Source organism: Candidatus Poribacteria bacterium (genome assembly GCA_021162805.1).
Lineage (GTDB): Bacteria > Poribacteria > WGA-4E > B28-G17 > B28-G17 > JAGGXZ01.
The window spans coordinates 16917-29722 of record JAGGXZ010000142.1; the positions used below are offsets into that span (position 1 = coordinate 16917).

At 56.5% G+C, this 12806-nt stretch carries 10 protein-coding genes; all 10 read left to right on the forward strand.

The genetic code is table 11. The features are described 5' to 3' along the window. Window positions 1–178 precede the first annotated feature (178 nt). Window positions 179–358, forward strand: coding sequence for a hypothetical protein (locus J7M22_10730; protein MCD6507084.1), 180 nt, complete (start codon window positions 179–181; stop codon window positions 356–358). Beyond that, window positions 352–1044 (forward strand): DUF1080 domain-containing protein, encoded by a 693-nt coding sequence (locus J7M22_10735; GenBank protein MCD6507085.1) that lies wholly within the window; start codon window positions 352–354, stop codon window positions 1042–1044. Before J7M22_10730 ends, J7M22_10735 begins: the two co-directional genes overlap by 7 nt. Window positions 1045–1341: 297 nt before the next feature. Beyond that, window positions 1342–1566 carry a hypothetical protein gene (locus J7M22_10740; GenBank protein ID MCD6507086.1) on the forward strand — a complete coding sequence of 75 codons (225 nt, stop codon included), beginning with the start codon at window positions 1342–1344 and terminating at the stop codon, window positions 1564–1566. A 147-nt stretch (window positions 1567–1713) separates the two neighbouring features. Beyond that, entirely contained in the window at window positions 1714–5043 is a 3330-nt protein-coding gene (locus J7M22_10745) for a DUF3883 domain-containing protein (GenBank protein MCD6507087.1), read from the forward strand. Further along, complete coding sequence (locus J7M22_10750; GenBank protein MCD6507088.1) at window positions 5040–5336, forward strand: ATP-binding protein; 297 nt, start codon at window positions 5040–5042, stop codon at window positions 5334–5336. Before J7M22_10745 ends, J7M22_10750 begins: the two co-directional genes overlap by 4 nt. Next, window positions 5264–5593: a hypothetical protein gene (locus tag J7M22_10755; protein ID MCD6507089.1), complete on the forward strand. Its 330-nt coding sequence runs from the start codon at window positions 5264–5266 to the stop codon at window positions 5591–5593. The genes J7M22_10750 and J7M22_10755 overlap by 73 nt, the downstream gene beginning before the upstream one ends. 107 nt (window positions 5594–5700) lie before the next feature. Beyond that, the gene (locus tag J7M22_10760) at window positions 5701–8445 is read left to right on the forward strand and encodes a DUF1156 domain-containing protein (protein ID MCD6507090.1); all 2745 of its coding nucleotides are present in this window, start codon (window positions 5701–5703) and stop codon (window positions 8443–8445) included. Window positions 8446–8475: 30 nt separating this feature from the next. Beyond that, entirely contained in the window at window positions 8476–11070 is a 2595-nt protein-coding gene (locus J7M22_10765; GenBank protein MCD6507091.1) for an ATP-binding protein, read from the forward strand. A gap of 154 nt (window positions 11071–11224) precedes the next feature. Beyond that, a complete protein-coding gene (locus J7M22_10770; protein MCD6507092.1) occupies window positions 11225–12193 on the forward strand; it encodes an ornithine cyclodeaminase family protein in 969 nt (322 codons plus the stop codon). A gap of 12 nt (window positions 12194–12205) precedes the next feature. Beyond that, the coding region (locus J7M22_10775; GenBank protein ID MCD6507093.1) for a hypothetical protein at window positions 12206–12806 on the forward strand (601 nt) is incomplete at its 3' end.

Below are 12806 nucleotides of genomic sequence, written 5' to 3' on the forward strand. Positions count from 1 at the left end.
GGGAAAAGGAGATGAAAGCATATGAAGTATCTGTTGATCTGTTTTTTAGTATTTGTGTTAGGGGTCATACAAGGCGGATGGGCGAAGGAGGAGATAGCGGGCACGGACAAAGGCGACGTGGCCGAGGACCTCTTAAAGAACAAGAACCACGGAAAGATACGATGGATTCCTCCATTTCATGAGCCATTACGGCAGGTTCCAGGGCGGAGTTCTGGATGAGGTTTTCATCGCAAGGTTTGCCCTGAAGGAGGATGAGCTCAAAAGGCTCATGAGGGAAGGGATTTTGAAGTTCACATCGGTTGAGTCCGGAGGGAAGTTCCTCCTCCCTTGGGGGAAAGCGAAGGTGCTCGGATGGTGATCTCCAGGAAGGCTTTGATTTCGATCGGTTTGCTTGTGCTCTCAAGCTATGCGCTGGGCGGGGTCTTCAAGGACGACTTCGAGGACGGCGACTCGAAGGGGTGGAAGGAGCTCTCCGGGAAATGGATCGTGGAGGAGGGGATATATGGGCTTTCAGAAACTCCCCCGAACCCTCCGGGGTTTGTATACACCGTGCTCCAATCTCCCTGGGAGCTGGGGGATGGCGTGCTTGAGGTTGACGTGAAATTTACCAGGAACACAAAGGGCAGCGACGTGGCGGCGATCCTTTTCAGGATGCCCGATGAGGTCAGCGGATACATCTACAGGATGCACGGAAAAGGGTGGTTTGAGTTCGGAAGGCTCGTAAACAACAGTTTCAAATACCTAATAGGGCTTTCCATAAAGCTTTCCCCGGGGAAGACCTATACGATAAAGATCTTACTCGAAGGCGATATCTTCAAGGTTTACGTCAACGGGGAGCTGTTTCAGAGGATGGGGGACCCGGAAGTGAAGATAAAGAAGGGGAGGATAGGACTTGGATTGAACACAAAGAACATTCTGTTTGAAGAGGTGAGGGTAGAAGGGGAGGGGGTTTTTCAGTTTTCCGTAGGGGAGCAGGTCGAACCGGTGGACAAGATGCCTGTAACGTGGGCGACTTTAAAAAACAACCGGGAGGGAGAGCCATGAGGTATTTGTCCCCTGTGATCGCTTTAACCGTTTTGTTGGCCTTTGCGATCCCCTCCGATGCGGGGAAGGTGAAGAAGGGCTTCAAGGGGATAGGAGGGACCTGGCGATAGATCACCTTCTCACCCGGCGAGAGCATAAGAGGGACTTCCCTGCCTTCATCATTGTAGAACTTAGGCGGATGACGAAATTGATACCTTCTTGCTTAAGGTTGAGCAATAGATCCTCGTGGCTGAACTCCCTGTCCAGAACAAGGGGACATTCACCCAGCAAATCCTTTAGAGAAGCGAAGGCCCGATAGTGATTCAGATTCCGAACTCAGGTCCGAACCTCAGGACCGATGAGCCGTTTTTCAAACGTTTAGCCCATGCCCGCAAAATCATCTCACCATTCTGCAAGGGGTTTCCCGTTGATGTGATCGTGCTGACACCTGAGGAGCTTGAAGAGCTTCTGAAGGCAAACGACCCTTTTCTGGGAGGGATTATCCGGAAGGGTAAGGTGCTTTATGATGAATGCAATAAATGAATCCACCGTTCCAGGTGATTGGCTCACACTTGCGGAGCGCGATTGGAACCGCGTCAAAAGTAGATTAATTCATGACCTTCCCTGTTCTCGCCCGAACGTGATAAAATATGCACGTGAAGCGCACAGGTGCAAAGGTGGTGAAGAAAGGTGAATGAGCGGTGTGAATCGGTAAAGCTTGATGTTGGAAGGCGGGTGCGTTTGATTCCCGAGGGGAAGACGGCCGAGGTGTATCGGTTTGAGGGGCAAGGTGAGCGGTTCATCGTGGGACTCATCTTTGAGGACACAAAGCAGGCTGTCACTCTGGTCTTCACACAGGACGAATTACAGAAGCGCATTGAGGTGCTCCCCTCCCTCAGGGAGATGTTCAGCATGGAGTTCCTGCCCCGTGATCAATTTTTATCTTTCGCCGATGCCCTGAGAATGCGCCTCGCATACACCTTTGACCCGCATTACGCCGTCAGCGTCACTCAGGTGGACTTGCTCCCGCATCAGGTTGATGCAGTCTATCGCCATATCCTGCCCCAGCCTCAGGTGCGCTTCCTTCTCGCAGATGACCCTGGGCTCGGCAAGACCATCATGGCGGGGCTGGTGATGAAGGAGCTGAAGGCTCGTGGGCTTGTCAACAGGGTCTTAATCGTCGTCCCGGCACACCTTCAAGACCAGTGGCTCAGGGAGATGAGGGATTGGTTCAGGGAGGATTTCACCTTGCTTAACAGGAGCGTCCTTAAGGGTTCACTCACGGATGAGTTCTTCTCGCGCAACCCGCAGCTCATCACATCCATGGATTTCGCCCGTCAGGAGTGGGTTCACGATATTTTGAAGCGCCACCATTGGGATCTGATTATCGTGGATGAAGCGCACAAGTTCTCCGCAACCCGTTACGGGAGCAAAGTTTACAAGACGAAGCGGTATCAGTTGGGGGAGGCGCTGGCAGACAGGTGCAGCCACCTCCTCTTCTTAACAGCCACGCCTCACAAAGGGGATGACGAAGCCTACTTCCTTCTCCTTGACCTCCTTCAGCCTCATCTTTTCGCCCGTGCGGAGGATTTGAAACAGGCAAGGATGAGCACCGGCTTGCCCTTTGTCCTTAGGCGCTCCAAGGAGCAGGTGACGGACCTTGAGGGGAGACCGCTTTTCAAAAAGCGAGAGGTCAAGACGCTTTCGGTGCGTCTCACTGAATCCGAGGGGAGGCTTTACGACGCCGTCACAGCGTATGTGCGCAGGTGGTATCGTGTGGTTTCGGGCAGGAGCGACCGCAGGAGCAGAAACGTCGCTTTGGCGTTGACCGTCCTTCAAAGGAGGCTTTCATCAAGCCTGTTCGCCGTCCGGGAATCACTGCGCCGACGCCGCGCAAAGCTTCAAGGCGTCCTTGAGGAATGGGAGAGGCGACTGGATGAGGAGGAAGCCCTTCCACTGCTGGGCGATGAGTCGTGGCAGGATTTAGCGGAACAAACATCAGCGGAATGGGAGAGCTTTCAGGAGAAGCTTGAGGGGATGACCGCGGCTCAGACGCCCGATGAGCTGAGGGAGGAGATTGAGGAGTTGGACGAACTCATCAACCTCGCACTGCAGGCGGAAAAGGCTGGCGAGGAAGCCAAAGTGAATGAACTGCGCAGGGTCGTGGAGGAACGCCTCCGCCATCATCCCGAAGAGAAGCTCATCGTTTTCACCGAGTTCAAGGACACGCTCCTTGCGCTACAGCGCAAATTTGAGAGGGAGTGGGGCTTCCCTGTCGCCGTCATCCATGGCGGGATGAGCCTTCAAGAGCGAATAGAGCAGGAACGCTACTTCCGAGACCACGTGCAGGTTTTAATCGGCACCGACGCTGCTGGCGAGGGCATCAACCTCCAGTTCTGTCGCCTCATGGTCAACTTTGACCTGCCGTGGAATCCAAACAAGTTGGAGCAGCGTATGGGGCGCATACACCGATACGGTCAAAAGCGCGACTGCTTCATCTTCAACATGCTCTACTCCGAGACACGTGAAGGGCACGTTTTGGAGAAGCTGCTTGAGAAGCTGGAGCGGATGCGCCAACGGCTCGGAGACAGCGTCTACGATGTCATAGGGCATATCCTTGAGGGCATCCGCCTGGAGGAACTCATCATGCAGGCTATACTGCATGAGGACACGGGCGAGCTGGAGCGGATGATAGATGTGGATGTGGAGAAACGCCTGGAGGAATACCGCAGGGCGCTTGAGGAGAGCGCCCTTGCAGGGCATCACATAGACCTCTCCTCGGTGCTCGCTAACGAACGTGACTCGTTGAAAAAGCGCCTCGTCCCATGGGACATAGAGAGGTTCACAAGGCTCGTCGTCCCGCTCATCGGTGGAGAGTGCGAACCTGACCCGAAAAAGGACGGCGTCTTCCGCATACGCCTGCCGCGCACATTCATGCGCCAGCACAACCTTTCACATGAATCCTTCTCAAGGGGTGTGCGCATCGCCTTTGAACGTAAGGTGGCAAGGGACGCAGGAGTTGAGTTCTTTGCGCCTGGGCACCCGGTCTTTGAAGCGCTTTGCGAGCACTTCCTGAACAAATCCCGTCCGGTCAAATCCATACTGCTACACCCCAGAACCGAGGGCATCCTCTGGGTGTTCCGAGCGGGAATACGGGATGGTCACGGGTCGCCCGTCCTGGAACGGCTGCTCGCGCTGCTTTGGGATGCGGACGAAGGCGATGTGCGGGAGGTTGACCTTCGCATGCTATGGGAGACAAAACCCTATCCCGATGGGAAAAGTCCCCCTCAAACCCTCCTTGATGCGCTTGAGAAAAGCGAAGAAGATGCCCGCCGATGGGTATTTGCGTTCATTGACGATCTGCAAAAGGAGGCGCAGGGGCGTCGGGAGCGAGAAGCACGCATCAAGCAGGAGTGGCTGGAGAAATCCTTTGACCACCTTATCAATCAGTCCAACGCAAAGCTCTTTGAGTATCATCGCCGCGCTGAAAAAGGTGAGGATATGCGGCTCGTCATCCAGCAGGAGGAGGAGAATTTGAAGGGATTGATTCGCCGGAAAAAGGAACGCATAGAGGCGCTGAACCTTGAGCGGACGCTCACAACGCTTGAACCTGAGCTGGAAGCTGTTGCGCTGATTTGCCGTGAACCCCCGGACGCCGCTCAGGCTAAGGGCGTCTCCGAGGTTGAGGCGATAGGGATGCAGGTCGCCATGCAACACGAGCGTGAGCACGGGCGTGAGCCGGTGGATGTCTCAATGAAGTTTCTGGGTTACGACATCTTCTCGCAGGGTGAAGAAGAAGTCCGCCACATAGAGGTCAAAGCGTTCGCTACGACGGGAAACGTCAAAATCACACCTCACGAGTGGCAGATGGCACAGCGGCTCGGCGATGAATACTGGCTTTACGTTGTGGAAAACGCCCTGAGCAAGCCAAGCCTCAAATGTATCCAAAACCCAGCACGAAACCTGACCGTCCGTGAGGTCTTCGGCGTAGTGGAATACGTGGTGGAGGAGGGGGTGTGAACGTGGAACTGCCGGAACTGCTTAAAAAAGCCCTCCAGCGGGGCGAGGGTGAAAAAGTGGAGTTCCGACGCACCTTCGGCGGAGAGGTCATTCGCACTCTTTGCGCCTTTGCCAACACGAAAGGAGGGGAGGTCTGGCTCGGCATCGCCAACGATGGAACAGTAATCGGGACTCCAACCGGGTCGGATGGATTGAACGATGGGGCACAGGGATTCAGAAGATGCTGGACGAATGCGCCAAGGCAGGGCTTCCCGAGCCAGAGTTTGAGGATGCTCAGGGCGCCTTCTGGCTGACTTTCCGAAAGGACATCCTGACCGAGGAATACCTGCGCTCGCTTGGTCTCAACGACCGTCAGATCAAGGCGGTGCTTTATGTGAAGCAGAAAGGCAGGATAACGAACCGTGAATATCAACAACTCAATCAGGTCAGTAAAGCCACGGCTACTCGAGACTTGACCGATTTGGTTGCCAGGGAGCTTCTCCGCGCAGAAGGGGTTGGCAAACGGGGCATTCACTATGTCTTGATTGAGCCAAAAATGAGCCAAAAGTGAGCCAAATAAGCCAAAAAGGCAATGGGGTAAAACGGGCAGAGCAACGAACCGCTGAAGCGAGTTCGTTGCACTCCATAGAATGAGGGGGAAGCCGAATGAGAAAACGCTTGATTGAGCATGCTTTGCCTTTGAAGGAGCTTTCCGCTGAAGGCGCACGTGAGAAAGCCATAAGGCACGGGCATATCTCCACGCTTCATGTCTGGTGGGCGCGGCGACCGCTTACGGTCTGCCGTGCCGCCGTCTTTGCAAGCCTCGTCTCGGCCGATGACATGGACGAGATAGGCTTTGAGAAGTTCGTCGCAAGCCTGTGCAAGTGGGAGGTTAACGACAGCGACCCTGTGGGGAGGCACCTTCTGGAGCAGGCTCGTGCGATGATTCGCAAACACTACCCCGATGCGCCGCCCAAGGTTTTGGACTCCTTCGCAGGCGGCGGCTCCATACCGCTTGAGGCGCTCAGGCTCGGCTGCGAAGCACACGCCATGGAATACAACCCCGTCGCATATCTCATCCTTAAGGCGACGATTGAGTATCCGCAAAAGTATGGGAGGAGGCTCGCCGAGGATGTGAGAAGATGGGGCGAGTGGGTGCTTGAACGTGCGAAGGAGGAGCTTGAGGGGTTCTATCCGCCTTATGAGGGGGGACACTCCAAAGAGACGGTTGTCGCCTACATCTGGAGCAGGACGATAAGGTGTCCTAACCCCGCCTGTGGCGCGGAAATTCCCCTGTTTCGCCAGTTCTGGCTCGCAAGGAAGTCCAACAAAAAGGTAGCGCTCTATCCCGTGGTGAACCGTGAGGAGAAGCGTGTGAATTTTTGCGTGCTCTCCGGAGAAGAACTTGCGGAGGCGATGCGGGAGGGCTTCAACCCATCGCAGGGCACGGTCAGCCGGGCAAACGCAAGGTGCCTCGTCTGCGGAACTGCCGCTCGGGCTAACTATGTGCGGGGCGAAGCAAGAGAGGGCAGGATGGGGCATCGGCTCATAGCGCTGGTCACCACCGCGGGGCGCGGCAGAGGGCGCAACTACCGCATCGCACGGGATGAGGACGTGGAAGCATTTGAGAGGGCGAAGGAACGGCTTGAGCATCTCAAAAGGCAACCCAGCCCCTGGGCAAACGGTCTCCCATGGGTGCCAGAGGAAGTGGTTGAACAAGTGCGCGAGCGCCCATTGCCAGTTTGGATGGACGATCTTTATTTTTACAACATGCCTCGATGGTGCGATCTCTTCAACCCCCGCCAGCTCCTTGCGCTTGTGACCTTCGGGAAGTGGGTTCGTGAAGCCATCAAGCGCATCGCAGAGCAGACCGACCCTGAATACGCCAAGGCAGTGGGGACATATTTGGGGTTTGTAATTGATAGGTTAGCCGATTATAATGCAGTTTTGTGCCTATGGCATGTGACCGGTGAGAAAATTGCACATGTTTTCACTCAACATGATCTCAAGATGGCTTGGGACTATGTTGAAATCAATCCTTTTAGCGGAGTTACTGGAGATTGGCTTGGAGCAGTTGATTGGGTTTACAAAGTCACTAAGCATGTCTCACAAATTGCGAGGTCACTTATTGCACTCTCACATATTGGATCCGCTACTACCGTCAATTATAAGGAGTCATTCTTTGATGCTGTCATCATAGACCCACCCTACTATGACAACGTGCCGTATGCCGACCTTTCGGATTTCTTCTACGTCTGGCTCAAGCGCACGGTCAGCGACCTATATCCCGAAGCCTTCCAGTGGGAGTTGACGCCCAAGGATGAGGAGATCGTCGTCAACCCCGCAAGGTTCGGTGGGGGCAGGGAGGGCGAAGAGATTGCGAGGCGACATTACGAACGGCTCATGGGCGAGGCGCTCCGTGAGATCCACCGTGTTCTCAAGCCCGATGGCATCGCCATCATCATGTTCACCCATCGTTCCACGACCGCATGGGAGTCGTTGATTAGAAGCCTGCTTTCCGCCGGGCTTTATCCGACTGCATCGTGGGCGGTGCATACCGAGATGGAGGCGAGCACACATCAACGGGGAAAGGGCGCCGTCAGAAGCACCATCCTGATGGCGTGCCGCAGGCGACCGGAGAGAGCGGAGATGGGCTGGTATCATCGGATACGTGACGAACTTTACGGGACGGTCAGCGAACGTCTTGAGCACTTCTGGGATATGGGCTTGCGCGGTGCGGACTTCTTCATCTCCGCCATAGGACCCGCCGTGGGCGTCTTCGGGCGCTATGAGAAGGTTCTGCGCCCAGATGGGCATGAGGTGGATGTGGGCGAACTCCTTGACGAGGTCAGAACCATCGCCGCCGACTTCGCACTTCAGAGGCTGGGCAGGGATTTGGGGCTTGTTGACCCACCGACGAGGTTCTACGTGCTATGGCGGTGGGCTTACGGCGGGAGAGAACTTGAGTTTGACGAGGCGAACAAGTTGAGCAAGTCCCTGGGGGCGGAGATTGATGAACTCGCAGAGAAGCATCGGCTCGTGAAACGGAGGGGCGAGAAGGTCACGCTCCCCGATTTCTGGACGAGGCTCCGTGACGATACCATGTCGCGACCCATCCATCGTGCGCTTGAGGAGGGCAGGATACATGACCTTCCGCTTGTAGACGCTCTTCACGTTTCGCTTCTCTACTGGCGAAGGGGTGCAAGGGATGAGCTGACGCATTTCCTGGCGCTCTGCGGCTTCCAGGACGAGGACCATCGCTTCTGGCGTGTCGCACAGGCGCTCTACGAGGCGGAACGGGACGAGCCGAGCTTGGAGACGGAATCGGTCGCCCTTGGAGGAATGCTTCCGGCCCAATCCTCGCTGGTGCGTGAAGCCGCCGGGATCAGCACGGCAGAAAGGCAACTGAGGTTGCCATTTTGATGTGTCGAACTTTAGAAGGAGGGGAAGGAAATGCCTGTAAAGGCCTTAAAACGCATCTGGGAAGTATGTGAGCCCCATCCGGACGTATTTGCCCGTGACATTGACCCATCCATGTTCGCCGCAAGCCTTCACGCTGTGGAGAGCGGAACTGCGGATAGGGATTACACCGACCCTGAACGGTTCTTCGCAAAGACGTTCATGACCCGCAGTTTGGAGAACGTGCTTGAAGGGGTGCTCGCAAGGCTGATGGGCGAGGCGGGGCGCGGCGCACCTGTGATGCGCCTTGAGACGCCCTTCGGCGGGGGCAAAACGCACACGATGATCGCACTCTACCATCCGGCCCGAAATCCGGAGGCCGTTGAGGCGACCGAAGCGGGCGAGAGGCTCTGTGAGAGGCTGAACGTTCACCATCTGCCGAGCGATATAAGTCTCGCCGTCCTCGATGGCGTAGCGCTGGGAGAGGTGGTGACCGGGCGAGAGGTGGATGGACTCACCATCCGGACGCTCTGGGGTGAGCTGGCGTATAGGCTTGGTGGGAAGGGGTTCTATGAGGCGATCCGGAATGCTGACGAAGCGCGAATATCTCCTGGACAGGCGAAGTTAGCCAGGATGCTGAGGGAAACCCAGCCCGTGATGATTCTGATGGACGAGGTCATGCATTATCTGGCCAGGGCGAGGGCGATCAGGGTCGGCGACAGCAACCTGATGGAACAGACGGCGATCTTCATCAGGGAGCTCACGACGGCTGTGGATGAGACGCCTCAATCGGTGCTCGTCCTCTCCCTACCCGCCTCCTCGCTGGAGATTCCCATGGATCGAGAACAGGCGGAGTGGATGTTCCAGCATGTCCGTAAGGTGCTCGGACGCACGGAGTTGATCGAAACCCCCGTGGCTGAAGATGAGGTCTTCGGGGTTTTGAAGCGAAGGCTTTTCAGGTCCGTCGGAACGGAGCGCACCGCCAAGCGAGTGATAAACGCCTTTTCCACTTACTACGACGAATACGCCAGATTCTTCCCCGAGAGGCTCCGAAGACCCCAGTATCGTGAACGGATGATAAATGCGTATCCGTTTCATCCGGAGATGGTTGACCTGCTTTACGGGCGATGGGGTCCGCATCCGCAGTTTCAGCGCACCCGTGGGGCGCTGGTGTTGCTCGCTCGCGTGATCCGTCGGCTCTGGAACGGGCGTCCGGCATCCGCCTTCCTGATCCAACCCCATCACATAGACCTTGCAGACCGCTACATCCGCGCCGAGGTCGTGAGGCTCCTGGATACCACATTTGACGCCATCGCCACAGGCGATGTCGTAAACCGAGCGAGGGAGATAGACAGGGAGTTGGGTGGGGAGTATGCCCGGGAGGAGCTGGCGAAGGGCGCAGCCACCTGCGCATTCCTTTACAGCGTCTCAGCGGCAATGGATTTTACAGGATGTACAGAGGAGGAGTTGAGGATAGCTCTGCTCCGACCGGAGATAAACCCGGCACAGGTAAGCGAGGTCCTGGGGAGGCTTCGCAACAATCTGTGGTTCCTTCGCTACCGTGACCGACGCTATTTCTTCACCGCAAAACCCAACCTTAACAAGATCATCCTTGACTACGAGCAGGGGATTTCCGACGAACAGGTGGATGAGGCGATCGTTGAGCATCTGAAGGAAATCAGCGGTGCAGGGAAGAGCGCCCTTCAGGTCATAACTTCACCGCAGGATGAAAGCACCGTTCCCGACCAAGCTCATGCGACGCTCGTGATACTGCCACTTTCATTGAGCGATCCGAAGCAAGCGAGGGAATGGATGAAAAATGTGGTGGACAGGGCTACCAACCGCAATATGCTCATCTTCCTCACACCCGAAAAGGGCAGGGAGGGAGCGGTGCGCTCCTGCGCAAGGCGATGGCTCGCACTCAAAGCGATCAAAGGTGCTTCCATATTCCGTGAGCTGGACAAGGAGGACAGGGATGACGTGAACGAACAGTTTAAGGAGAAGGAGACCGAGTTAGCGGGATTGCTCTTCACCATCTACAGCCGTCTCTTCCGACCGGCGGGCGAGGGCGTGCAGGAGGTGCGGGTAACCCTGAGGAGGGATGCCAAAACGCTCGCCCAGGCGGTGGAGGATGCTTTGAAGGAGAGGGGCGATTTGATTGAATCCATCACCCCCGATTATCTCGTCTCCGCGTTGGGTGTCGGCGAGCGCCCTGTCTCCGTAACGGAGGTTGAAACGGTATTAACCGGCTCGCCCGATCAGCCCATCGCCGTAAAGCCGAAGGAAGCTGTGAAGCAGGCTATACGTGAGGGCGTTGAGCTGGGCAGGTTCGCTGTGAAGAGCAAGGAGAAGATATTCAAGGACGAGGTGCCAGAGGATGTGCTCAACGACCCCAACATCACCTTAGTGCCCACCGAAGCTCTGACTGAGGAGGTAGAAGAGGAGAAGGTCACACCGCTCAGCCTGAAGATGGAGCTGAGCGCCAAAAACATCTACCCCGTGCGCAAGGTGCTGGAGTTGCTCCAGGGCACCGATGTCAGCATAACCGTGCAGATACACGACAGGAAAGGGGAGGTGGCGAAGAAGAGAGACGAGCTGGAAGGCATTTTGAGGGACTACAGCGTCCCACATCAGTGGGAGGAGGAATGAATCTGCGGTGGAATAACGTCGTCGTGGGCAAATGACGACTTGACCGAAGGACCAATCCAAACGGCACGTATGGACTGCTTCGGTGAGTCAAGGGCTTTGGGTATTTTTGGAAATCCGCTCACCGACAGATTAATCGGCGAGGAGGTGTCAGGCGATGGAGTTGCTTTATCTTTCAAGGTCGGACGTTGAGCGGGTCGGGATGAGCATGGCGGAGATAATAGACGCCGTTGAGGAGGCGTTCCTGGAGAAGGGGCGCGGGAGGGTGGAAATGCCACCCAAACCCGGAATACACCCCCGCAAGGACGCCTTCATCCACGCCATGCCCGCATACATACCGAGCTTGGAAGCGGCGGGGATAAAATGGGTGTCCGGCTATCCCGAAAATCACAAGCGCGGTCTGCCATACATCACGGGGCTCATCATCCTGAACGACCCCGAAACCGGCGTTCCGATGGCGGTCATGGACGCTTCTTGGATAACCGCCATGCGCACGGGCGCAGCGACAGCCGTCGCCGCGAAATATCTCGCGAGGAAATCACCAAAGGCGGTCGCCATAATCGGCTGCGGCGTTCAAGGGCGGACGAACCTGGAGGCGCTGAAGGTGGTATTTCCGTCCATAGAGACCGTCTATGTCCACGACATCCTACCCGAGGCGATGGAGCGCTACGCAGATGAGATGAGCGAGAGGTTCGGCGTTGAAGTCATCAAATGCGCCGAGCCTGAGGATGCGGTGCGCGATGCGGATATCGTCGTGACGGCGACTCCCATCCTGAAGGAACCCCAGCCAGTGATTCGTGCGGAATGGCTGAAGCCGGGTGTCTTCGCATGTCCGCTTGATTTCGACTCATACTTCAAGCCGGAGGCGTTTTCGGCGATGGACAGGCTCTATACCGATGACCTTGAGCAGCAACGCTACTATGTGAGCGTGGGTTACTTCAAACAGGTGCCAGAACCACACGGCGACTTGGGCGAGGTGGTCGCAGGTAGCAAACCTGCTCGGCAGAGCGACGATGAGCGCATCATGTCCATCAATCTCGGTCTGGCGATAGAGGATATGGCGACGGCGATTCGCATCTATCATCGAGCCACCGAAATGGGGATAGGTCAAAGGCTGGAGCTATAAGGGGGTGTCCAAGTGAGATTGAGCGTGTTGTTGAGTTTGGCGTTCCTGACCTGCTCTGCTACGGGAGCCGATGTGGATGAACTGCTTGAGGCGGTGCGGGGCAAGGAACATCCCTATCTGCTCGGCTCGCCGAAGGAAGCGGTCGGATGGATGAGAAGGGGTGAAAGACCCTGGAGCGATTTCTGGACGAGTGTAGAGCGAGCGGCAAGGGAGAACAAAGCGGTCGTTTTCCTCGTCCGAGGACCGATAACGGGGGCGATGGTCCACGCAGGGGGAAGGGCGCACGAGGGTGAGGTGATGCCGGATCCGAGCCTGTTCGGACTGCTGTGGTGGGCGACGGGAAGGAGGGAGTGGCTTGAGCGTGCAAAACGTGAGCCGGAGAAGATCGCCCCTAAATTCGGACGTGACTCAAGGACGGGCGAGACGGAGGTGCTGGCGAGGTTCCTCATCCGCTACAGCATGCTCTTTGACTGGACTGCGGAGGCACTTGACGATGGTGAGAGGCGCCGTGTGGCGCGGAGGCTTGCCGATTACGCCCGCTTGGCACAGAGGGAATACATGCGCTCACGCAACTCGCACAGGAGGGTCATGCTTGGCTCCGCTCTGGGCATCG